Source organism: Cryobacterium sp. TMT4-31 (genome assembly GCF_004403385.1).
Lineage (GTDB): Bacteria > Actinomycetota > Actinomycetes > Actinomycetales > Microbacteriaceae > Cryobacterium > Cryobacterium zongtaii.
On the sequence record NZ_SOGI01000010.1, the window covers coordinates 136948 to 159535 of the forward strand.

Annotated in this window: 25 protein-coding genes; 17 read left to right on the forward strand and 8 right to left on the reverse strand. The window is 67.8% G+C overall.

All coding sequences use genetic code 11. The features are described 5' to 3' along the window. Positions 1-32 precede the first annotated feature (32 nt). The gene (locus E3T19_RS02610; protein ID WP_134408079.1) at positions 33-1571 is read left to right on the forward strand and encodes a bifunctional diguanylate cyclase/phosphodiesterase; all 1539 of its coding nucleotides are present in this window, start codon (positions 33-35) and stop codon (positions 1569-1571) included. Between the two features lie 9 nt (positions 1572-1580). Beyond that, complete coding sequence (locus E3T19_RS02615) at positions 1581-2369, forward strand: class I SAM-dependent methyltransferase (protein WP_103461758.1); 789 nt, start codon at positions 1581-1583, stop codon at positions 2367-2369. Between the two features lie 89 nt (positions 2370-2458). Here E3T19_RS02615 and E3T19_RS02620 read toward each other — a convergent pair whose 3' ends face one another. Continuing rightward, positions 2459-3154, reverse strand: coding sequence for a YafY family protein (locus tag E3T19_RS02620; protein ID WP_134408045.1), 696 nt, complete (start codon positions 3152-3154; stop codon positions 2459-2461). 73 nt (positions 3155-3227) lie between these two features. Between E3T19_RS02620 and E3T19_RS02625 the strand changes: the two genes are divergently transcribed. The 3 genes from E3T19_RS02625 (at position 3228) to E3T19_RS02635 (ending at position 5561) form a co-directional block, all read left to right on the forward strand. Continuing rightward, positions 3228-3968 carry an alpha/beta fold hydrolase gene (locus E3T19_RS02625; protein WP_134408046.1) on the forward strand — a complete coding sequence of 247 codons (741 nt, stop codon included), beginning with the start codon at positions 3228-3230 and terminating at the stop codon, positions 3966-3968. 104 nt (positions 3969-4072) lie between these two features. Next, the gene (locus E3T19_RS02630) at positions 4073-4855 is read left to right on the forward strand and encodes a DUF4386 family protein (protein ID WP_088456915.1); all 783 of its coding nucleotides are present in this window, start codon (positions 4073-4075) and stop codon (positions 4853-4855) included. 88 nt (positions 4856-4943) lie between these two features. Then, entirely contained in the window at positions 4944-5561 is a 618-nt protein-coding gene (locus E3T19_RS02635) for a hypothetical protein (protein WP_134408047.1), read from the forward strand. Positions 5562-5629: 68 nt separating this feature from the next. On the opposite strand, the gene E3T19_RS02640 is transcribed toward E3T19_RS02635, so the two are convergent. Continuing rightward, the gene (locus E3T19_RS02640; protein WP_134408048.1) at positions 5630-6559 is read right to left on the reverse strand and encodes an aromatic alcohol reductase; all 930 of its coding nucleotides are present in this window, start codon (positions 6557-6559) and stop codon (positions 5630-5632) included. Then, the gene (locus E3T19_RS02645; RefSeq protein ID WP_134408049.1) at positions 6556-7146 is read right to left on the reverse strand and encodes a MarR family winged helix-turn-helix transcriptional regulator; all 591 of its coding nucleotides are present in this window, start codon (positions 7144-7146) and stop codon (positions 6556-6558) included. The genes E3T19_RS02640 and E3T19_RS02645 overlap by 4 nt, the downstream gene beginning before the upstream one ends. A 47-nt stretch (positions 7147-7193) precedes the next feature. Between E3T19_RS02645 and E3T19_RS02650 the strand changes: the two genes are divergently transcribed. From E3T19_RS02650 to E3T19_RS02655, 3 genes are all read left to right on the forward strand, one after another. Beyond that, positions 7194-7745: a hypothetical protein gene (locus E3T19_RS02650; RefSeq protein ID WP_134408050.1), complete on the forward strand. Its 552-nt coding sequence runs from the start codon at positions 7194-7196 to the stop codon at positions 7743-7745. A 4-nt stretch (positions 7746-7749) separates the two neighbouring features. Further along, on the forward strand, positions 7750-7881 hold the full coding sequence (locus E3T19_RS19480; protein WP_255578473.1) for a hypothetical protein: 132 nt from the start codon (positions 7750-7752) through the stop codon (positions 7879-7881). Between the two features lie 213 nt (positions 7882-8094). Beyond that, positions 8095-8592, forward strand: coding sequence for a hypothetical protein (locus E3T19_RS02655; protein ID WP_198415081.1), 498 nt, complete (start codon positions 8095-8097; stop codon positions 8590-8592). Between the two features lie 106 nt (positions 8593-8698). On the opposite strand, the gene E3T19_RS02660 is transcribed toward E3T19_RS02655, so the two are convergent. The 4 genes from E3T19_RS02660 to E3T19_RS02675 are packed head-to-tail and all read right to left on the reverse strand — an operon-like array spanning position 8699 to position 11687. After that, positions 8699-9367, reverse strand: a complete 669-nt coding sequence (locus E3T19_RS02660; RefSeq protein ID WP_134408051.1) for an HAD family hydrolase — start codon at positions 9365-9367, stop codon at positions 8699-8701. Continuing rightward, positions 9364-10329: a TIGR03557 family F420-dependent LLM class oxidoreductase gene (locus E3T19_RS02665; protein ID WP_134408052.1), complete on the reverse strand. Its 966-nt coding sequence runs from the start codon at positions 10327-10329 to the stop codon at positions 9364-9366. The genes E3T19_RS02660 and E3T19_RS02665 overlap by 4 nt, the downstream gene beginning before the upstream one ends. Positions 10330-10338: 9 nt before the next feature. Further along, positions 10339-10722 carry a GntR family transcriptional regulator gene (locus E3T19_RS02670; protein WP_134408053.1) on the reverse strand — a complete coding sequence of 128 codons (384 nt, stop codon included), beginning with the start codon at positions 10720-10722 and terminating at the stop codon, positions 10339-10341. Beyond that, a complete protein-coding gene (locus tag E3T19_RS02675; RefSeq protein ID WP_134408054.1) occupies positions 10719-11687 on the reverse strand; it encodes a hypothetical protein in 969 nt (322 codons plus the stop codon). The genes E3T19_RS02670 and E3T19_RS02675 overlap by 4 nt, the downstream gene beginning before the upstream one ends. Positions 11688-11930: 243 nt before the next feature. Here E3T19_RS02675 and E3T19_RS02680 point away from each other — a divergent pair, with 243 nt between their 5' ends. The 4 genes from E3T19_RS02680 to E3T19_RS02695 are packed head-to-tail and all read left to right on the forward strand — an operon-like array spanning position 11931 to position 15863. Next, entirely contained in the window at positions 11931-12959 is a 1029-nt protein-coding gene (locus tag E3T19_RS02680) for an iron-siderophore ABC transporter substrate-binding protein (RefSeq protein ID WP_134408055.1), read from the forward strand. Positions 12960-13003: 44 nt separating this feature from the next. Next, the gene (locus E3T19_RS02685; RefSeq protein ID WP_241979966.1) at positions 13004-14005 is read left to right on the forward strand and encodes an iron ABC transporter permease; all 1002 of its coding nucleotides are present in this window, start codon (positions 13004-13006) and stop codon (positions 14003-14005) included. Continuing rightward, positions 14002-15057: an iron chelate uptake ABC transporter family permease subunit gene (locus tag E3T19_RS02690; RefSeq protein ID WP_134408056.1), complete on the forward strand. Its 1056-nt coding sequence runs from the start codon at positions 14002-14004 to the stop codon at positions 15055-15057. The genes E3T19_RS02685 and E3T19_RS02690 overlap by 4 nt, the downstream gene beginning before the upstream one ends. After that, positions 15054-15863, forward strand: a complete 810-nt coding sequence (locus E3T19_RS02695) for an ABC transporter ATP-binding protein (protein ID WP_103461775.1) — start codon at positions 15054-15056, stop codon at positions 15861-15863. The genes E3T19_RS02690 and E3T19_RS02695 overlap by 4 nt, the downstream gene beginning before the upstream one ends. A 162-nt stretch (positions 15864-16025) precedes the next feature. Here the strand turns inward: E3T19_RS02695 and E3T19_RS02700 are convergent, their stop codons facing one another. After that, positions 16026-16919: a MerR family transcriptional regulator gene (locus tag E3T19_RS02700; RefSeq protein ID WP_134408057.1), complete on the reverse strand. Its 894-nt coding sequence runs from the start codon at positions 16917-16919 to the stop codon at positions 16026-16028. A gap of 293 nt (positions 16920-17212) precedes the next feature. On the opposite strand from E3T19_RS02700, the gene E3T19_RS02705 reads away from it, so the two are divergent. From E3T19_RS02705 to E3T19_RS02725, 5 genes are all read left to right on the forward strand, one after another. After that, positions 17213-18256 carry an iron-containing redox enzyme family protein gene (locus E3T19_RS02705; protein WP_241979967.1) on the forward strand — a complete coding sequence of 348 codons (1044 nt, stop codon included), beginning with the start codon at positions 17213-17215 and terminating at the stop codon, positions 18254-18256. Then, complete coding sequence (locus E3T19_RS02710; protein ID WP_103478620.1) at positions 18253-18552, forward strand: CDGSH iron-sulfur domain-containing protein; 300 nt, start codon at positions 18253-18255, stop codon at positions 18550-18552. The genes E3T19_RS02705 and E3T19_RS02710 overlap by 4 nt, the downstream gene beginning before the upstream one ends. Before the next feature lie 114 nt (positions 18553-18666). Next, positions 18667-19017, forward strand: coding sequence for a GntR family transcriptional regulator (locus E3T19_RS02715; protein WP_103461779.1), 351 nt, complete (start codon positions 18667-18669; stop codon positions 19015-19017). Between the two features lie 2 nt (positions 19018-19019). Beyond that, entirely contained in the window at positions 19020-20000 is a 981-nt protein-coding gene (locus E3T19_RS02720; protein ID WP_088456932.1) for a hypothetical protein, read from the forward strand. A 256-nt stretch (positions 20001-20256) separates the two neighbouring features. After that, entirely contained in the window at positions 20257-22569 is a 2313-nt protein-coding gene (locus tag E3T19_RS02725) for a bifunctional diguanylate cyclase/phosphodiesterase (protein WP_166788773.1), read from the forward strand. Positions 22570-22588 lie beyond the last annotated feature (19 nt).

A 22588-nucleotide genomic window follows, 5' to 3' on the forward strand; every position in this document is an offset into this window, starting at 1 on the left:
GAAGCGCTGCGCAAAGTGCGTCTTTGGGTGATATGAGCTCGGGAGTCGACGCCGATGACCCTCGTTTGCAGCAGTTGGTGGAGGGTGTTGTCCGGTTGGCTGCCGGCGACTTGGACGCGCGGATAGAGCCGTCTGACTTGAGGGATGACATCGACGCTGTGATCACCGGCGTCAACCTCCTCGCCGAGGAACTCAGTTACATCTACTCGAATCTGGAACAGCAGGTTTCTGACCGTACCGCCATGCTGCGGCAAACTCAGGCCGAGCTGGAACAGATGGCAAAGACTGACGACTTGACGGGCCTTGCGAATAGGACCCTGCTCAACGAACAAATCAACGAGGCAATCCTGGCCAGCACGGACAGTGGAAAACCCCCGGCTGTGCTGGTGCTGGACGTGGATTCCTTCAAAGCCGTCAATGACGCTCTGGGCCATGGGGCCGGTGACGCAGTACTGATCGAGGTTGCCCGGCGCCTCAAGCGCGCCGTACGGGCCGTCGATACCGTGGCACGTCTGGGTGGGGATGAGTTCGCCATCCTCATCATCGAAGCGACGGAAGAGGAAGTCCTGAATATTGCGCACCGGGCGTCGGCGCAGCTTCAGGACAGCGTGCAGGTTGGAACCGAAACCGTCTGGGCGATGGCCAGCATCGGGGTGCGTATCGGCACGCCGGGCCATCCAGCTGAGTCGCTGATTCGGGATGCTGACATCGCCATGTACCAGGCGAAGGCGCATGGCCGCAACAACATCCAGCTGTTCCACCCCGACATGCTCGACTCTGTCCGTGAACGCTCACGCATCACAGCCGAGCTTCGTAACGCCGTCGCCGGCGGCGAGCTGGCGCTGCGTTACCAGCCGGTGGTTGAATTGGCCTCAGGAACAGTCATAGGTTTCGAAGCCCTCCTTCGGTGGCACCATCCGGTGCGCGGACTCATCATGCCGGATAGCTTCATTCCCATCGCGGAAGAAACCGGCCTGATCCTGGAATTAGGACGTTGGGTGCTTCACGAAGGAGTCGCCCAGTTGCGTCGCTGGAGCGAAACCGAGCCTGAGCTCACAGACTTCTGCCTACACATCAATCTTTCCGCCGCCGAACTGCTGCGCGGTGACCTGCTGGAAGATGTCAGGGAGACGCTCGCTAGGAATCATGTGGCTCCGCCGCGATTGGTTCTGGAGATCACCGAGACCGTCTTGATGTCGAAGGGAACGGCGGAAGAACAGGTCTTGGGCGAGCTGCGAGATCTCGGTGTGGGGCTGCAAATTGATGACTTCGGCACCGGCTATTCGTCCATCAGCTATCTCCGAACGCTTCCAGCAGACACGGTCAAAGTCGACCGTTCCCTGATTCAGGACATGGCATCGGACCCTCAGCAGCAAAAATTCGTTGCTGCCATTCTCCAACTGATTTACTCGGCGGGCCTGAAGGCGATCGTCGAAGGCATTGAGACCGCCGAACAGGCGATTCTGCTGCAGACGATGGGTTGCCTATACGGACAAGGCTATTTCTATGACCGCCCGCTACCGCCCGAGATGGTTCTGGGGAGGCTCAGGAGTCTCGCGCACCCTCAGTAGAGTGAGAGCATGTCAAAGCTTTGGGAGCAAATGCTACTTGTCCCATCGGTAGTGCGCCTCACCTCCCGGGCACCGAAGGACCCGTCAGCGGCGTGGGACGGGTACTGGCGCGGAATCCGCACCACCGGCCGTTCGGGAGACGTGCTGTGGGACTCCGGATCCCAGACCGAGCTCGAGCAGTACACCGACGCCGTCCTGGGCCATTTCAATCCGGCTCTTCCCGTCATCGACATTGGATGTGGCAACGGAACCAATACCCGCTGGCTTGCTGGTCTTTTCCCGAGGGCTATCGGCATTGATGTATCGGTCGGCGCCATCGCGCTAGCGAGGCGGGAAGCCGCAGGCCTCCACAACGTTGAGTTCCTGGCTATGGATGCAACGGAACCTGGTGCTGGAGAGCACCTGCTGGAGTCAGTGGGGCCTGCCAACGTTTTTGTTCGCGGAGTTTTTCATGTGCTAAAACCAGACCAGCAAGCCAGCCTGGCTACCAACCTACGCACCGTTGTCGGGAACAACGGCCGGGTATTCCTAGCCGAAACCAACTTTCCCGGAAGCAGTCTCGCCTACCTGCAAGAGCTGGGCGCCACCCGGCGAAGCATGCCACGGCAGTTGCAAAGGGCGCTGGAAAACCTGCCCCGCCCCGGACATTTTGGCACGCAGGAACGGCACAACACCTTCCCGGACTCGGACTGGCACTTGATCGCCGACGGGCCGGCACACATCGAAGTGACTCCTATGAACGCCAACGGCCATTCGCAGCATGTTCCGGGATATTTCGCTCTATTAGCCGGCGCCTAAACACCTCGCCGTGAGCGGCTATGGCTGGTGATGGTCCCCGCTCCACTCCATCCGCGGGTGTCGTTTTCGCCCTGTGGCTCCTTCTCTGCTCAGCCCCGCTCGTGCACCGGTCTGGCACTCGCCGGGGGCTCTCCGACCTCTTGGATCGAATGACCGCCGCAGGCCGTCTTGGTGACGCTGGCCCGTTCGATGCTCGACACGATGAACCACCGCATGCCGTCGCGCAGCCGGCACCACCCGACCAGGTACCACTGGCCGTTTGTGGAGGCGAAGAGCACGGGTTCGACATCGCGTGTGGTCGAGGTCCCGTCTCTCGCTGTGTAGCGAAGACGGATTACTCGCTGCTCAGCCATCGCCTCCTCCAGTGCCGATCTGATTGCTCGTGAAGCGGAGGTCGGCGCGTTGACCCACACTCGGCCGGCCAGCTCGTCGGCTCGTGCTCGGGTTCGGGGATCGAGGACGTCCAGAATCTTCTTGATGCCGGCTGCGGCCAGATCGGCGTAGGGGGCATCGGACGCAGCGGACACGGCTGCCATGAGCGCCACGGCCTGCGCTGGGGACAGACTGACCGGCGGGAGGGACGCGCCTATGGCCAATCCGTAGCCGCCGCCCGGACCTGGGCGCGACCAGAGAGGCGCGCCGCTGTTCTCTAGCGCAGCGAGGTCTCTCTTGACGGTGCGCACCGACACTTCGAACTCTCTCGCCAGCCGCTCGGCGGAGCAACCCCGCGATCCGTTGCGGCGTAGCATCTCGGTCAACGCATGAAGTCGTTCTGTTCGCTTCACCGTTCAGCCCGCATCAAATTCATGACACAAATAGTGACATACACCTGCCGGTAGTGCCTACGAGAGTAGTGACATGACAACTACATCGAGCAGTCCCACCATCATTCTCATCGCCGGTCACTGGCTCGGCGCTTGGGCGTGGGATGAAGTCCTTGAACACCTGAAGACAGACCTCTCTCGGGCAATCGCGCTTACTCTGCCCGGTCTCGACGGGGACGATCCTGAGCGTGCGGCGAAGACCCTCGACGATCAAGCCGCAGCGATCCTGGACGCCATCACTCGACTCGGGAAGTTCGAGGATCGGCCCACGATCATCGTCGCTCACAGTGGCGCAAACGCCCCCGTCAGCCTCGTCCTCGACCGGCACCCTGAGCTTGTCCATCGGGTGGTGTGGGTCGACTCCGGCCCAGTGGCGACGGGAAGCGTCTACGCTCCCGACCTCCCGGAGGGAATGGAGGAGCTTCCGCTGCCGCCGTTCGACGTTCTCGCCCAGCAGGCGAGCCTCGAAGGCCTCAGCGCAGAGGTCCTCGAGCGTTTTCGGGCCCGGGCGGTGCCTGAGCCCGGCCCCGTGCTTCGTCAGCCCGTCGAGCTCACAAACGACGCCCGTCGCACGGTGCGAACCACCCTGGTGTGCTGCTCGCTCCCGAGCGCGCAGGTGCTGGAGCTGGCCCGAGCAGGCCATGCCATGTTCGCCGAGGTCGCGAACCTCGAGCACCTCGACGTCGTCGACCTCCCGACAGGCCACTGGCCGATGTGGAGCCGCCCCGGCGACCTCGCCAAGACCATTCAGTCGGCGGCATCTCGAATCGACTGAGCCCGCATGCGCGCGGCCGACCTCGCGAGTACCATTCCGGGCATCACTGATCCGTGACCGGCTCGCCATCACTGCCAGCGCGGAGCCACCCAGAGGAACGCACGGTGCGCGCATCCAACGAAGACAACAGCGGGACCGCGGCTGCAGGGATCGCCGCGAACACCAATCGGGCAGCGTTGCGTGCCGGTGGAATCACGGTGGTCATTGCCGGGCTCGGCGGCATCGTCTGGTTCACCCTCGAGCTGCTGCCACCGGTGCTCGGCTTCGATGACACCGACAACCCCGCGGTGAGCCTCGACTACCTGCGCCAGTACCCCCAGTTTTACCCTCTGGCCGGGGTCGTACTTGTCACCATGGCTCTCGCATTCGTGGTGGCGAGTTTCGCCGTCTCGGATGCGCTCGCACCCCGCGCCAGCAGCATCACGCGCCGAAGCCTGAGCGCGGTCGGAGTCCTGTCGGCGGCGTTTCTCTTCATGCACGGGGTGTTGCGTTTGTCGGTGGGGCCGTTGCTCTACATCGACGGAATGAACAGCAGCTGGGGTGAGTCCGCCTACCTCACCATTCAGACGTTGGGAATCCACGGTTTCGCCCAAGCGAGCCTCCTCACGCTCTGTGTCTGGACCGTGGGCATCAGTGTCGCCGGGGCGCGCTCCCGTGCCCTGCCGATCTGGCTGTGCGTCCTGGGAATCGTCACCGGCCTCCGGCTTGTGGTGGTGGTCGCTGGTCCGATCCTGACGGCAGCACGTCTCGACCTGCCCGAGATTTTCTGGCTGGGCTCGGTGGCTCTGATTCCGCTGTCCATGCTGTGGTGGCTCGGGCTCGGGGTGGTGCTGCTGGTCACGTCCCGCCCCATCCGCAAGCGGAAACCTGTCGATTCGGTGCCGTGAGCTACGTCGAAGCGGGGGCTTGACCGCACAAAACCACGGCGCTATGTTCCGCCGTGTCGGTGTGGCACGCCTCGGAAGGAGTCCTCGGATGTCCCATGTGTTCTACGGTGTCTGGTTGGTTCGGCGGGGAGATCTGGGTTGGGCCACGCACGAGGCGAAGTTCCCCACCCTCCCGATTCTGGCTCACATCCAATTGAGCTCCGTTCACCTGCAGGACGGTGACAGGTTCCAAATGTTTCGTCAGCAATACGCGCTGGCCTATATCGAGACGGTGAATACTCCCAGCGGAATCTGGGGGATCCCGAACCCTAACAAAGAGACGGACAACAACGTCTGGCTCACGACGGACCATCTCACGTTCCAGCTGCAGGTCGACGGCGTGGTGACCGCTTCGGCGTTCGGTCTGATCCACGACCTGAGTGCGGGAGCAGGCAGCGAAGCCAAGGTGACCTACAGTCGGGATCTCGCCATCTTTGATGACGAGGGCCGGGTGGTGGGCACTCATCGAGTGGTGCAGCTGGAAGGCGGCGGGCGAATCGACCTTGACGATGTGCAGGAGCGCGTGCTGGAGCGCGCGACGGCACGGTCCGATCGGCACGTCGATGTCGTTCCGGTCGACCTGGAGGGAATTCCGCCAGACGCCGAGTTCCGCATCAACCTGCGTACGCGCCGCCCGGCGCCTCCCCGCGGTTCAAGTCTGGGCTGATCCGTTAGGGGTGATCTCGGGCGCTCCCCCGCTCTCGTTTACAGAAGGAGTGCGTGCAGGCGACGGACCTACTTGCCGGTTGCCGCAGCGACTTCGGGCTGGCTTGCCAGGTGCGCGGCGAGCACGTCCCGCACTGATATCCAGGCATGGACCCCGTAGCGGTCGTTGTCGACGTGATGCAGCTGGGCCTGACCGCTGAACATGCTCACGAAGTACTGCATGCCCTGCCAGGCGGGGAAGGTCGCATCCTCGCTCTTCGACAGGCGCCGCACGCCCTTGGCCATCGCCGAGAGGGTGCCGGTGGTGCCGGCCCACTGCAGCGTGAATTTGGTGCCGGTCAGCTCCGACATCGTCTGGGCCACGCTACGCGCGGTGACCCGGTCGCCGGCGATCTCCACGACCCGGGGCGCGTCGGGGTCGAGGGCGACGAGAGCCACCACCCGGGCGACGTCGTCCTTGGTGGTGAAGTCGAGGATCTGGTCGGCCGAGGACCAGTACATGACTTTGCGGCGACCGAACGCGATCATCGGCGCGGTGCCGGTGAGCATGTCGGCAAACGCGCCATTGAGAACGGAGGTGACCTTGATCGGGGCCGCGTCGAGGTCGGCGGCGAACTCGCGGCGCAGCTCGAAGTTGCGGTTGGTGCCCAGCGCGATCTGGCGGTAATCCGACGAGTAGTCCGAGGGGATGAACCGGGGCACGCCGGCGGTCACGGCCGCGGCCAGCAGCGCGCGCTGCGCATCCACGATCACCGGTCGGGTGCCACTCACGGCCGACACGACAACGTCGGAGCCGGAGACGGCTTGGGTGAGCGCCGCATGGTCGGTGTACTCGGCCGTGACGATGTCGACGCGGTCGTTGGCGGCGTAGAGGCCGGCGGCCGAGGCGCTGCCCGGTCGGGTGAGCACGCGGATGCGGGTGTCGTGGGTGAGCAGTTCGCGCACGATGCGCTGGCCGAGGTCGCCGGTGGCGCCGGCGACGAGAACGGATGTGGTCATGGGCGGGTCTCGGTTTCTGTCGTGGGCTGGGGGCGGCGGCGGGATCGCTCCGGGGCCGGCACCGGAAGGTTGAGGTCGGAGTTGGTGTCGGGGAGGGAAGCCGCGGTGGCGCCGGCGCCGAGAGCGGCCTTGGCCAGCAGCTGCCGCAGTTGGGTTTGTTCGTCGGCGGACAGGCCGCCCATCAGGGCGCCTTCAACCGTGCGGAGAGCCACGCGGGCCGTGCGGAGCAGCGCGTGGCCCGCCTCGGTGGGGTGCACCTGACGGATGCGCCGGTCGCGCAGATCGGGGCGACGCTCGACGAGCGCATCCGTCTCGAGCGCATCGATGATGTAGGTCATCGCGGTCTTGTCGATGCCGAGCCGGTGCGCCAGCGCGAGCTGCGACGTGGGCTCTTCGGTCGTGATCGCCACGAGCACCTGGTAGCCGCGGGGACCGCCTGGGACATCGGCCACGGCGACGCTGCCGGCCCGGGAGTAGCCATGGAACATCAACGCGAGCGACCAGCCCAACTCGGTCTCGATGCCGTTGGCGGTCCAGTCGATCTGCGCCGCGGCATCCGTGGGCGAGGTTGGGAGTGATGCGTGCATGCAGAGATCGTATCAGTTTCAGATCATCTCAGAGCCAGAAGGTATCTGTGGAGGCACCGACCTCTAGGGTGAACAGCATGGGGCAAACATGGGGACTTCGATGGGTTGGCGTGGTTGGGCTTCCGGTCGCGTTGGTGTTGAGCGGATGCACATCGACTGCAGATGCGGTCTCGCCGCCACCGGCTACCGCCTCCGACTCTGCGACAGATTCGGCAGATGACCCGGCGTCGGATCTCAGCGCGTTCGAACAGCAGCTACCGCTCAGCGGGGAGTTCGTCTCGCAAGCAACGGCCACTGACGGCACCGTCGACATTGAGCGCCGTAGTGACGGGTCCGTCTGGGTCTTGCTGGACGACTTCCACACCGGAGACGCGTCAGACCTGCGTCTGTATCTGAAGGAAGACGCGCTGGTTCAGGATGCGGACGGGTACTGGGGCTCCGCCGAGGGCGGTTACGAAATTGCCGTGATCGATCCGGACGCGACGACCCAAGAGATTGAGGTTCCCGGCGCGTGGGACATGCCGGAGATCCGTTCGCTCACCGTCATGGACTACACCCCACCCGACTTCCCCGCACTGGGTTCTGTCGCGCTCGACTGACGGCGTGAATTCAGGTTCGCGGCGGGTGGCCAGGCCCGGCCGGCGGCTGCGGATGAGCCTCGGCGCGGGTGAGCTCATCGGGCTGATCACGCTCGGATTACTGATCGTCGGCGGCATGGTGTCGCTCTTCTACTAGCCCTGACCCGCTCCCGGGCCTGGCCGGGGCTGGGGCCCAAAAAACGGCACGAGAACGGGACGGTCGGTGGCTCGACCGGAACCGGTCCGGCGATCCTTCCCACAATTGGCCATAGCAAAGGACCATCGCTGCTGGAAGGGTTGTTTCCATCGAGCATCCGCTCGTCGCAGCCGTCGATAGTGCAGTCGCACTGCCCGAGTTCTGCGCCACCGATTGAACGGACCGCTCATCTCCTCCACCGCTTCCCACCCCGCGCCGACCGACTTCGACTTCGTCATCGGCGACTGGACCGTTCACCACGAACGCTTGGACGGGATCTTCGTCGGCGCCGACACCTGGACGGCATTCGAGGGGCTCTCCTCCACGAACAAAATCCTCGGTGGCCACGGCAACCTCGAGGACAACCTCCTTAGACATCCGTCGGGCGACTTTCATGCGGTGGCGCTGCGCTCCTACTCCGTCGCCGATGGCGAGTGGAGCATCTGGTGGCTCGACGGACGTAACCCCACGCAACTCGATACGCCCGTGCGCGGAGCGTTCAGGGATGGTATCGGAACCTTCCTGGCGGAGGACGTGTTGGAGGGAGTGCCCATCCGCGTGCGCTTCATCTGGGATGCGACCGGGCTTCAGCCCACGTGGGAGCAGGCGTTTTCGAACGATGCGGGCCTGTCGTGGGAGACGAACTGGCGAATGACGTTTCGGCGCGCGTAGCCGTCAGGCCCGGGGCGGCCGTTGGTTGCGAACGCGGTCGGCCCGCGGGGTCTCGACAAGCTCGACCAACGGAGAGGGGCGTGGCATCGAGATCGGTTCAGCCCGCCTAGTCGATCCAGCCCATCTCGTCGAGCCGGTCGAGGAAGTCGGCCGGGCCGGCGAAGACCCTCTCGGCACCGGTCTGCATGAGCAGCTCTCCGGCGACGCCGCCGGTGAGCACCCCGAACGAGCGCACACCCGCGCTGGACGCGGCCTTGATGTCCCACTCCGAGTCGCCGACGAAGACGGCCTCGTGGGCTTCGACACCGGCACGGTCGAGAGCCACTCGCACGATGTCGGGGTTGGGCTTGGCCACATCCACGTCGTCAGAGCTGGTGGTGGCATGGATGGCGTCGTCGGCGTTGATCAGATCGAGCAGGACTTCCAGCTCATCCTCGGGCGCGGAGGTGGCGAGCACCACGATGATGCCCTCGTCGTTCAGGGCTTCGAGCAGTGACCGGGCCTCCGGCAGTAGCCTGAGCCGCGGGGCGAGAGCCTTGTAGTTCTCGGCGTGCAGGTCTTTGGCGCGGGTGATCCAGGCCTCGTCCCTCTCCCCCACCAGCGAGGTCAACAGCTCACCGGCATCCTGCCCGATGGAGCGGTGGATGAGCCAGGCCTCGACGTCGACGCCGAGGGTCTGGAAGGCCTGATGCCAGGCATCGACGTGCAGGTAGTTGGAGTCGACCAGGGTGCCGTCGATGTCGAAGAGCACGGCCTGGGGCGCATGTGTGGTCATCGGGTGCTTTCGTCGAGCAGTCGGGGGCGGAGGTCGTTTTCGAAGAAGTCGAAGAAGCCGTCTTGGTCGGGGCCGGCGTTCATGAGGGCGATGTGGTCGAAGCCGGCCTCGGTGAATTCACCGATCACCTCGAGGTGTCGCTCCACGTCCGGGCCGCAGGCGAACTGCTCGCGGATGTCGTCCTCGCGCACGGTGGCGGCCGCGGCCTCGAAGTTCACCGGGTTCGGCAGCTCGCTCATCACCTTCCAGCCGCTCAGCGCCCAGGCATTGGTGCGGTGGGCGGCCGTGACGGCTTCTTGCTCGGTGCGCGCCCAGGCGAGCGGCGCCTCGGCGTAGAGCGGGCCGGTGCCGCCGGCATCGCGGTAGCCGGTGACCAGGTCGGCCTTGGGCTCGGTGGCGAACAGGCCGTCGCCGTGCTCGGCGGCGAGCGCCACGGATTTGGGCCCGCTCACCGCGACGGCCAGGGTGGGCAGCACGTCGGGCAGGTCGTAGATGCGGGCGTCTTCGAGCTTGAGGTACTTGCCGTCGTAGTTTTGGAAGCCGCCCTTCCAGAGCAGGCGGATGATGTCCAGCGCCTCGTTGAAGGTGGCGTGCCGCTCGTGGATGCCGGGGAATCCCCGGCCCACGATGTGCTCGTTGAGGCGCTCGCCCGAGCCGACGCCGAGGGTGAAGCGACCGTCGGAGAGAAGCGCCAGGGTGGCGGCGGCCTGCGCGATGATGGCCGGGTGGTACCGCACGCTCGGGCAGGTGACGCCCGTGGCGAGTTCGAGGGTGGTGGTCTTGGCGGCGATGGAGCTGAGCACATTCCAGACGAAGGGTGAATGGCCCTGGGCCTCCACCCAGGGGTGGAAGTGATCGCTCATCTCCACAAAATCGAAGCCGGCCTGTTCGGCGCGCACGGCTTGGCGAACAAGTTCCTGAGGTCCGAAGCTTTCAGCGATCAGCTTGTATCCGATTTTCATCCTTCGACGCTACGCAGACGGATGCGCCGGTGCAAGCCTTTGCGGCGGCATCGGCTCGGTCCACTCCACCCGCACGGCACGGATGGCCTCGGCGAGGGTGAGCCCGCCGAGCGCGGCGATGTACTCACGCGCGGCCGCTCGGGCCTCGGCGGGCAGGGGCGTCACATCGCGCACCCGGGTTCCCGAGCGGTTGGAGACGAGCAGACCATCGGATTCCAGCTCCGAGTAGGCGCGCGCCACGGTTCCGGGGGCGAGCCGCAGGTCGCCGGCCAGTTGGCGCACGGAGGCGAGCTTGTCGCCGGGCGCGAGGTTGCCGGAGAGGATCTCGTCGGCGAGCTGCTGTCTGATCTGCTCGAACGGCGGGGTGGGGCTGGCCTCGTCGATGGTGATCATGCGCGCGTGGTCGGTCCGGCGGGCTGGAGGGTGCTGGTCGCAGGGCGCACGGTGAACGGCGGCGTCACGGCATCCAGTACGGCCAGCAGCAGCAGAGCCACACCGATGCCCACCACGATGAGCCCGACGCAGAACAGGGTGAGCGCCACCGTGAACCACGGTTGGATCTCGGCGTAGCTGCCGTCGAACCACTGCCCGCTCGCCGCGCTCATAGCCCTGCCACCCATGAACATCAGCCCGCCCAGATAAACGATGAACGTGCCGGTGGTGAGCTTCACGATCACCCGGGTGATCAGCAGTCGCATCACCTGGTCGGCCTCGCGCAGTGTCGTGTGGGTGGGGCGGGCGGATGCGGCGACCCGCGCCAGTGCCGTCGCGGCCGCGATCGCGAGGGCCACGGTGACGAGCAGCACGGGCACGCCGTAGTACCAGCCGGGGTACGGGGTCGCGGTGCTGCTGTAGGCGCCGCTGTCGATGCGGATGGCGCGGAACAGGCCGTCCTCGGCCGCCTCAGACGTGAGTCCGAAGGCGACGATCATGCCGAGCAACAGCACCCCGGCAGTGGCCGGCAGCACCCGCGCCCAGGCCGGTGCGAAACTCCAGGGGTGCCGCGGCGCGAGGTCGGCACTGCGTTGACTACCGGATTCCGCCACCGGCACCCCGGGCAGGGCGGCGATGACGAGCAGGCCGGCCAGGCTCATCAGGGCGGGGACCAGGAGGAAAACCAGGTCGTAGCCGGCGGGCATCGCGTGGTCGACGGCAAGGGCCAGGGCACCCACCACAACCGCCGCCGTGGTCGCGAGGGCTGCACGACGCCGGAAGGCGCGCCGCGCAGCGTGCAGGCTGGGCGCCAAACCGGCCGGCACGGTGACGCGCCGGAACGCCTCGGTGGAACGCAGCCGAGCGACCGCCAGCCAGACGAGGGCCAACGCGGCGATGATGACGACGAGCGGGATGAAACCCATAAGCGGCACCCTTCTGTACCAAGTGGTCAATACAGTATCAGCTGTGTCAGGTGATTGATACAGCGCCGTCCGGTCGAGTCGACCGGCGCAGAAACGACTTGCTTTTGCATGCGAACGCACTGGTAAGGTTAGGCAACCCTTACGACCGCGCCGGACTGGACCTCTGCGCACGGCCGACGGGTGCGGCATCACAGCTGCCGCCGGTCCGTCCCTGACCCCTGCATCACGATCACGAGGAAAACCATGCCCCGCGCATCCACTCTCATTGCCTTCTCGGCCGCCGCCGTGCTCACCCTGGGCCTGGCCGGCTGCTCCACCTCCCCCGCCGCCGACACCGCCGAGGCCGCATCCGGCGACTTCACGCCGGTCACCATCGAGCACGCCTTCGGCGAGACCGTCATCGAGGCCAAGCCCGAGCGCGTCGCCACCGTCAACTGGGCCAACCAAGAGGTGCCGCTGGCCCTCGGCGTGGTACCCGTGGGCATGGCCGCCGCCACCTGGGGCGACGACGACACCGACGGCATGCTGCCCTGGGTGAAGGAGAAGCTCGACGAGCTTGATGCAGAGACCCCCGTGCTGTTCGACGAAACCGACGGGATCGACTTCGAAGCCGTCGCCGACACCAAGCCCGACGTGATCCTGGCCGCGTACTCCGGCCTCACCCAGGAGGACTACGACACCCTCACCGCCATCGCACCTGTCGTGGCCTACCCGGAGACCGCCTGGGGCACCTCCTGGCGCGACATGATCTCGCAGAACGCCGCCGGCATGGGCATGGCCGCCGAGGGCGACGACCTCATCGCCGAACTCGAGACCGAGATCGCCGCCACCGCAGCGAAGTACCCGTCGCTCGAGGGCAAGACCGCGATGTTCCTCACCCACGTGGACGAGGCCGACCTCAGCGAGGTCAGCTTCTACACCACCCACGACACCCGCACGATGTTCTTCGACGACCTCGGCATGGAGAGCGCACCGAGCATCATCGAGGCCTCCGACGCCACCGACAAGTACTCCCTCACCGTGAGCGCCGAGCAGTCGGATGCATTCAGCGACGTGGACCTCATCGTCACCTACGGCGGCGCCGACCTGGTCGCCACCCTCGAGGGTGACCCGCTGCTGTCGCAGATTCCCGCGGTGGCCAACAAGTCCATCGTGAACCTCTCCGGCGACGGCCCCATGGGCACCGCCGCGAACCCCACCCCGCTGTCGATCTCGTACATCCTCGACGACTACGCCGCCCTGCTCGCCGCGGCGGCCGACAACGCTCGGTGACCTCAACAACCACTGCTTCATCAGCCGCTTCGAGCGTCGCCACCGTGCGACGCCCGAAGCGGCTGCGGTCGTTGTGGTTGCTCGCCGCGCTCGGGGTACTCGCCCTGCTGATGCTGGCCTCGATCACCATCGGCTCCCGCGCGGTGGGCTGGGACGACATCCTCGCCGCGCTCGGCGGCGCCACCGACGGCTTCGACCGGGCCGCGGTGGCCACCCGCATCCCGCGCACCCTGCTGGCCGTGGTCGCCGGGGCCGCCCTGGGCATGTCCGGCGCGGTGATGCAGGGCGTGACCCGCAACCCGCTGGCCGACCCGGGCATCCTGGGCGTGAACGTGGGCGCGGCACTGGCCGTGGTCAGCGGCATGGCCTACTTCGGGCTCACCTCCGCCTCGTCGATGATTTGGGTCGCGATCGTCGGCGCCGGCATCACCGCCGTGTTCGTCTATACGATCGGGTCGCTCGGTCGCGGCGGCTCCACCCCGCTCAAACTGGCACTGGCGGGTGCGGCCACCTCCGCGGCGCTGGCCTCATTCGTCACCGCCGTGGTTCTGCCCCGCAACGACATCGCCGGCGGGGTGCGGTCCTGGCAGATCGGCGGCGTCGGCGGCGCCACGATGGAGAGCATCCGCCAGGTGGCACCGTTTCTCCTGGTGGGCTTCGTGCTCTGCTTCCTTTCCGCCCGGGCGCTGAACTCGCTCGCGCTCGGCGACGACCTCGCCGCGGGGCTGGGCGAACGCGTGGCCGTGGCCCGCGCCGCCGCCGCGCTTGGCGCCGTCGTGCTGTGCGGCTCGATCACGGCCGTGGCCGGGCCGATCGGTTTCGTCGGCCTCGTCGTGCCGCACGCCTGCCGGCTGCTGGTGGGCGTTGACCACCGCTGGCTGCTGCCGTTCTCCGCGGTGCTCGGCGCCGCGCTGCTCACCGGCGCCGACGTGCTCGGCCGCATCGTGGCGCGGCCCAGCGAGATCGACGTTGGCATCATCACCGCCCTGATCGGCGCCCCGTTCTTCATCTACATCGTGCGCCGACGCAAGGTGCGTGAGCTGTGAGCGCCGCCATTGCCGTGAAGCCGCTGTCGACAGCGGATGCGGTGGCCCGCAGCCGCGCGCGCCGCGGCATCCGTCGTCGCCGGGTGATCACCGTGCTGGCGCTGGGTATCGCCGTCGGCTACCTCGTCAGCCTCATGGTCGGCCAGACCATCTACTCCCCCGCCGAGGTGCTCGCCGTGATGCTCGGTCAGGACGTTCCCGGCGCCGGTTTCACCGTGGGCCGGCTGCGGCTGCCGCGGGCGACCCTGGCCGTGCTGGCCGGGCTGTGTTTCGGGCTGGGTGGCGTGACCTTCCAGACCATGCTGCGCAACCCCCTGGCCAGCCCCGACATCATCGGTATCAGCTCGGGCGCCAGCGCCGCGGCCGCGTTCGCGATCATCGTGCTGGGGCTGGGTTCGACCGCGGTGTCGGTGGTCGCGATCGTGTGTGGGCTGGCCGTGGCGCTGGCCGTCTACGCGCTCGCGTACAAGGGCGGCGTGGCCGGCACCCGGCTGATTTTGATCGGCATCGGTGTGGCCGCGATGCTCGACAGCATGACCGCGTACGTGCTCTCCCAGGCCGCCGAGTGGGACCTGCAGGTGGCCATGCGCTGGCTCACCGGCAGCCTGAACGGCAGCACCTGGGCGCAGACCCTGCCGGTGCTGGCCGCGCTGGTAGTGCTCGCGCCGGTGTTGCTCGGGCAGTCCCGCAACCTGTCGATGAGCCAGCTCGGTGACGACACCGCATCCGCTCTAGGGGTGCGGGTAGAGCGGTCTCGGGTGATTCTGATCGTCGCCGCGGTGGGACTGATCGCGTTCGCGACCGCGGCGGCCGGGCCGATCGCGTTCGTGGCGTTCCTGGCCGGGCCGATCGCGTCGCGAATCGTGGGGCCGGGCGTCTCGCTGCTCGTGCCGGCCGGGATGGTGGGCGCACTGCTCGTGCTGGTGGGCGACTTCGCCGGTCAGTACGCGTTCGGCACCCGGTTCCCGGTGGGCGTCGTCACCGGCGTGCTCGGGGCGCCGTACCTGATCTACCTCATCATCCGCACCAACCGCGCCGGAGGCTCCCTGTGACACTCATTCATACCCTCACGGTGGAGAACCTCACCCTCGGCTACGGCGACCGCACCGTGATCGACGGCCTCGACCTGGTCGTGCCGACCGGCCGGATCACCGCGATCGTCGGCGCGAACGCCTGCGGCAAGTCCACCCTGCTGCGCTCGATGTCGCGGCTGCTCGTGCCGCGGGGTGGCCAGGTGCTGCTCGACGGCACCCAGGTGCACCGGATGCCCGCCAAGGAGCTGGCCCGCACGATGGGGCTGCTGCCCCAGTCGCCGATCGCGCCCGAGGGCATCACCGTGGCCGACCTGGTCGGCCGGGGCCGCAACCCCCACCAACGGATGTTCTCCCGCTGGAGCGCTCTCGATGACGAGGCCGTCGCCGCTGCGCTGGATGCCACCGACACCGCGTCGTTGGCTGACCGGTCCGTCGACGAACTCTCCGGCGGGCAACGCCAGCGGGTGTGGATCGCGATGGCGCTGGCCCAGCAGACCGACCTGCTGTTGCTCGACGAGCCGACGACGTTCCTCGACGTGAGCCACCAGGTGGAGGTGCTCGACCTGCTCACCGACCTCAACCGGGCCCGCGGCACCACCATCGTGATGGTGTTGCACGACCTCAACCTCGCCGCCCGGTACGCCGACCACCTCATCGCCCTGGCGGATGGCCGGGTGCACGCGGTGGGCGAGCCGCACGAGGTCCTCACCGAGGAGACCGTGCAGGCGGTCTTCGGGCTGTCGAGCCGGGTGCTGGTCGACCCGACGTCGGGCCGCCCGATGATGCTGCCGATCGGGCGGCACAACGTGGTGGTGCCGGTCTAGCGCTCTCTCGGGGTCGAGCTCGTCGAGGCCACGGTCGGCCCGAGGTATGCGGGTCACCCGCCGCTATGCGGGTGGCGCGCCACGCGCATAGCGGCGCCGTGCCCGCATAACGCGAATCGGGCATCCGTTGCGCCAGGCCAGCCGGCACGGATGCCCCCGCACTCACCCCGGCTGCACGTCAAAGACGCTCATCGGAGCACCGCCACCGTCGCCGGTGAACAACGACGGCCCGTGCACAACCTGCCGGGCCGTGGGCCGGATCGCGGTCAGATGGTGCCGGGCGCGGTGCTCCTCGAAGGCCAGCAGGTGCAGGTTTCCGGCGGCGGCCTCGTCGACCGGGGTCGGCTCGGTGGCGGATGCAGCGGCGAACGTGACCTCGACGCGGCGCGGCAGAGTGCCGGCCACCGCGGTGACCGTGCTCCCGGTGCTCGCGTGCACGGCCTTCTCGATGCGCGCGAGGGCGGCCGAGTCGAGGCCGGCCCCGCCGGAGCGGGCCAGGAGCATCTGCCCGCTGGCGTTCCGGACTCCGGTGTCGGGCACCGCGGTCCAGCACACGGTGGCCGGCTCTGCCCCGAGGTCAGTCAGTGCGTCGCGCAGGCCCACCTCGATGGCGGGCATGTCCACGGCCAGCCCGGTGAAGGTCTCGACGCGGCCCTCGGCATCCTCGGGGAGGTCGAGATCGACGATGATGCCGACCCAGTCTTGGGCGGCGGCGGGAGTGCTGTGGGCGATGAAGTCGTCGGCGTCGAAAGTGCTGATCTTCTCGGCCACGGCGAGGGAGAAGTCCTCCAGGTGCCGCCGCAGCGCCACGGTCTGCCGCCACCGGTCGAAGGGGAAGTCCGGTGCCGAGGCCAGTTCAGCCAGCGGCACCTGGGCGCGGCGCAGGAGATCGACGGTCGCGCCGTGTTGGAGCTGCTGCCGGGCGTAGTAGCGGTACCCCGACCCGGGGTCGACCCACGCCGGCGTCACAATCCCCCGTTCGGCGTAGAGCCGGAGTGCCTTGGCGGTGAGTCCGGTCATCGCCTGGAATTCGCCGGCGGTCAGGTCATCGGTCATGGTGCTCCTGGCTCTGGGTTGATGGGTGTCTCCCCATCATGGGCGTCGCCCCTGGGGCGAGGTCAAGCCGGCGGCGGGGTCTCGACAAGCTCGACCGACGCAAGGGGGACGTTCCCGAGGTCGGGTCGCGCGGTCTCTACGAGCACGGGCGACGAGCACGGGCGACGAGTCGTTGGAGGACCCCGAAACCCGTTTCAGCCTCGGGTCCTTCCCAACCTCCCCTGCTATGGTCACTCCCTGGCCGCGCCGCCACTCGGGCGTGCGAGCCGGTCGATAAGAGCGAGGTATGGCACGTGAGAATCCCCCAGTCCCGAGGTCCGGTGAGCGCCGCCCTGCTTGAACTCCTGAAAACTTCTCCTACTGCGGCCGAGACTGACCTCGCCACAACGCTGCGCGAGCTCACCGCCGCAGCCCTGGGCGAAACCGCCGACATCCTGCAGAATGATGACCTGCAGACCGCCCTGTTCCTGGCCTACGAGCTGCGCTACAGCGGCCTGCGCGGCGTCGACGACGACTGGGAATGGCACCCCGAGGTGCTCGCGCTCTGCGCCGGCATCGAACTCGAGTTTGAGAAGGCCCTGCGCGAACGCGCCCCGATGCCCGAGCTGCCCGCACCCGGCGTGGAGAGTGTCGCCGCCGCCCTGTTCGAGCTCACCGGGTCAGACACCGGGCCGAGCGTCTCGCGTTACATGGCGAAGAAGGCCACCGACGAGCAGGCGCACGAGTTCCTCATCCTGCGCTCGATCTACCAGCTCAAGGAGGCCGACCCGCACAGCTGGGCGATCCCGCGCCTGCGCAGCCGGGCCAAGGCCGCGCTGGTCGAGATTCAGGCCGACGAGTACGGCGGCGGTCGGTTCGACCGCATGCACTCTGAGCTGTTCGCCCGCACGATGCGCGGCGTGGGCCTGGACGCCACCAACGGTCACTACGTCGACGTGGTGCCGGCGATCACGCTGGCCTCCAGCAACATGATGACGATGTTCGGCTCCCACCGGCGGTTGCGTGGCGCCATCGCCGGGCACCTCGCCGCGTTCGAGATGACCTCGTCCCAGCCCAACCGGCTTTACGGCAACGGTTTCCGCCGGCTCGGCTACGACAAGGACGTCACCTTCTACTTCGACGAGCACGTCGAAGCGGATGCTGTGCACGAGCAGATCGCGGCCCGCGACCTGGCCGGCTCCCTGGCCACCGACGAACCCGAGCTGCTCGAGGACGTGTTCTTCGGGGCGGCGTCCGGCCTCTTCGTGGACGGCCTGGCCGGCACCCAGCAGCTCGACGCCTGGACCGCCGGCACGTCGACGCTGCGCGTTGCGGACACCGCGAGCCTGCCGGCATGACCGAGCCCGACGAGCAGCCCGCCACTCGGTGGGACGACCAGTGGGCCGATCAGCCCGCTGCCGGTGCGGACGAGCCCGTGAGCATCACCGCGTACCCGAATGGCCCGCTGCTGGTGCGCGGCACCTTCGAGATCCTCACCCCGTCGGGCGAGGTGATCCCGCCGCGGCGCAAGACCGTGGCGCTGTGCCGCTGCGGGGTGTCGACGCTCAAGCCCTTCTGCGACGGCAGCCACAAGGCGATCGGGTTCAAGACCGAGCAGGAACCGCCGGCTCCGCAGCCGCCACTGTCCGCCTAGTCGGCTGATCACCTGATCGCCTGCTCGTCGGTCGAGCCTGTCGAGACCTCCTGAGAGGTGCGCCAGCCGCCGCAGCCCTCGACACAACGGCATTGTTCTACTAACATTGCAAACATGTTGTTTCGTGTGGATCCGGCCTCGACGGTCTCGCTTGCCGAGCAGCTCGCCGTGCAGGTGCGAGCCGGCGTCGCCGACGGCACGCTCGCGCCGGGCACCCGGCTGCCGCCGGCCCGGGAGCTGGCCAGCGCGCTCGACATCAACATGCACACGGTGCTGCGCGCCTACGCCCAGCTGCGCGACGACGGGATCCTCGAGATGCGCCAGGGCCGTGGCGCCTCTGTGCGAGCGGATGCGGGCGCCGGCACCGTGCGCCTCGTCGAACTCGCCGACGCGCTGCTCGCCGAGGCGCGCAAAATGGGGGTCGCCCTGCCCGACGTCCTCACCCTGATCCAGACGAGAGGCTGACCATGCCCACCCGAACCATCCCCGAGGCCACACCCGCGCTCACCCCGCACGCCACCGGGCGAGAACGGTTCGCCGCCGCCACGCTCTGGCTGCCGGTGGTCGCCATCTCGTTGACGGCCACGCTCTGGTACGACCGGCTGCCGGCCGTGCTGCCCAAGCAGTGGAACGGCGCGGAGATCACCTCGACCGCCGGCACCGAGGTCATGATCGGCATCACGGGCACCATCGCGCTCCTCGCCGCTCTGGCGGGGCTGGTCGCCCTTTCCGACGCCGCGGCCGACATCCGTCGTGGCCTGGTGCTCGCGGCCGGCTGCGCCGCGGGTCTGGCAGCCGGCGTCTGGTTGGTGGTCGCCGGCCTAGTCATCGCCACCGGCTCAGCCGAACCGGAGGCGGGCGCCTGGCCGCTGTTCGCGGTGCTGGCCCTCGGCTACGGGCTGATCCCCTTCGCGCTGTCACCGCGCCGCCCGCACCGCCGCGAGCTGGCGGCAACCGCCGGCCCGACTTCGGTCCCGCTGGGCGCCACCGAGTCCGGCGCCTGGTTCACCACCGTGACCGTGCCGATGTTCCTCTGGCTGGCCGGCGGGCTGGCACTCGGCGCGGTCGGACTGACAGTCTTCAGCATCCTCGAGGACGGCGCCGGCACGGGCGGGGTCCTCACGTTGCTGCTGGCGGCCGGCATCTGCCTCACCTTCGCCCGACTGCGAGTCAGCGTGGACCGTCGGGGGCTGCGGGTGGTCTCGAGTCTGTTGCGGCTGCCGATCAAGCAGATCGCCCTCGACCAGGTCGCCTCGGCGCGGGCCGAGACCATCCGCCCGCTCGAATGGGGCGGCTGGGGTTACCGGGTCCTGCCCGGCCGCTCGGCCGTGGTGCTCACGAGCGGCCCCGGCATCGTCGTCGAGCGACACAACGGCACTCTGTTCGCCGTGACCGTGCCCGACCCCGAGCTGCCGGCCGCGCTGCTGACCACCCTCGCGGCGCGCTGACCACGTCTGCATTCTCATTTGCGGACTTCCCGCCGTCGCAGCGCCCACGAAGGGGGGATGTCCGCAATTGAGTGACGGCGGTGCCGCAACCCGCACGGCTCGGGCACCGTCATCCGTCAAGAGTGAGAGCGACTCACTGGTACGTTCAAGGTATGTGTCGCCGCCGCCACCAGGTGCTGCTCCGACACGATCCAAAGAAAGCAGTCAGATGGTCGCAGTCGGGGAACGATCCACGTTGAACAGAGCCGGTCACAGGATGACCACGTTCGGATCCGCGCTGCTGGACCGACCCGCTGGAGTGCTGGAGGGCACTCGGTGGCTCTTCACCTGGTTGGCGCTACTGTCGGTGGTGTTCAGCCTGCCCGGCATCATCCCCAACGTCACCGCAAGCCGGCTGGACCTGCTGCTGGCATCCGTGTCCACAGTTGCACTGATCGGCTCGTGGATATACAGCCTGATGCGGCAGCGGGTGCCGTTCGCCCTCGAGGTTCTCGATGCCCTCGCTCTCACGGCGTTCGCCCTGGCCGGGCCGGTGCCTCTGGCGGCAGCCCCGGTCTTTTTCGCCGCCGCCTGGCTGCGCACCCTCTACGGCACGTCGTGGCGGTCCGCGATTCGCGGCGCGCTCTACACGGTTGCGGTGCTCACCATCACGGTGCTCTGGCCGCTGACGCCTGGGCACCCCACCGCCCCCGACATGGCTCGCCAGGCCGCCACTATCTCCATCATGCTGCTCATTATCCTGGTAGCGGAACAGCTGCGCACCGTGCTGCAGGCCAACGACTGGGCCATCGAACGCGACAAGGCACTCACCGAGACCGGCTCCAGGCTGCTCGGCATGACCGACGCCAACGCCATCCGCCTTCTCTCCTGGACCACCGCCGGCGAGCTCGGTGCCACCACCCCCGGGTTACGGGTGGTCAAGGTCGTGCGCCACGAGGAGCTGTTGCTGGTCGGAGCCCACACCGGAGACTTCATCGTGCCGCCGCCAACGTCATTTCCCGGCGACGTGCTGCGGACCATCGGGACCAACGGCGACGCGCAAATCATGCGAACCGGTCCGCTCGACGATGCGGCAGGCCTGCCTTTGCTCTGGGAGTGCGTGTCGCTCACCGAGCAGGAGGAGGACGCGTGGCTGCTCGTCGGGGCGCCGAAGCGGATTCCCGAGGGCACCATTCTGTCGGTGCGCAGCCTGGTGAACCAGGTGAACCTGGCACTGCGCAATAGCCGCTCGCACCATCAGCTCACCGCGCAGGCGCAGCACGACACCCTCACCGGACTCGACAACCGGCTCTCCTTCACCTCCCAGCTCGGTGCCCTCCTCGCTCGCACCGACACCACCGAGGGTCTGCACGTGTTGTTCCTCGACCTTGACGACTTCAAGGACGTCAACGACCACATGGGGCACCGTGCCGGCGACGCCGTGCTCACCGAGGTGGCCGAGCGGCTGCGGAACTGCACCCGGCCGCAGGACATCTGCTCCCGGCTGGGCGGAGACGAGTTCGCGGTGGTGCTCACCGGCACCACGATTGCCGCCGCCGAGGCGATTGCGCAACGCATGGTGGGGTCGCTGGCCGCGCCCATCATCGTGGACGGACGGCCCTGCCGGGTGGGCGCCAGCGTGGGGGTGGCCACGGCCGCTCCCGGCGCCAACCTCGATGAGCTCGTACACCAGGCCGACGTGGCCATGTACGCCGCCAAGGCCCACGGCAAGGGCCAGGTACAGCTGTTCCAGCCGGGACTTCTGCAGAATGAGTCAGCGTTGGTGTCGTTCGAGCGGCAGCTGGGCCGGGCCGCCGGTGGCGGCCAGCTCGAGGTACACTACCAGCCGATCGTGTCCCTGCCCGAGTTGCACTGCACCGGAGCCGAGGCACTCGTGCGGTGGCGGCATCCGGAGCGGGGCATGCTGATGCCGTGCGACTTCATCCCGCTGGCCGAAACTTCCGGTGCCATCCTGGGCATCGGCGCGTTTGTGTTGCGGCGCTCCTGCACGGATGCCGTGACCTGGCCGGAGGTCCGGCCGGGCGTGCCGATGACGGTGAACGTGAACATCTCCGCGCGGGAGCTCGAGAGCGATCACTTCGTGGACTCCGTGCTCTGGTGCCTGGCCGACAGCGGGCTGCCCGCCCAACGTCTGGTGCTCGAACTCACCGAGACTGTGGTGCTGGAGTCGATCGCGGCGGTGGACCGGCTGAAGGCCCTCGCCGCCCACGGCATCCGCGTGGCGATCGACGACTTCGGTACCGGGTACTCGTCCCTGGCGACGCTGCGGTCGCTGCCGATCTCGGTGGTCAAGCTCGACGCGAGTTTTGTGTCCGGTGCGCTGAGCAACTCGGTGGACCGTACGGTGGTGGAGGCCATCGTGCAGATGAGCGCGAAGCTGGGCATCGACACCATCGCCGAGGGTGTGGAGCGGTTGGACCAGCAGGAGCTGCTGGCGCAGATCGGCACCGACGCGGTGCAGGGGCACCTGTACTGCTCGGCTGTGCCGCTGGCCGAGCTGCGTGAGTGGCTGGCCCGCACCGGCACTCCCCCGCTGGTGGAGCCCGTCGCGCCCGTCGAGACCCCGTAAGCCAACCTCAAGGCGCGCC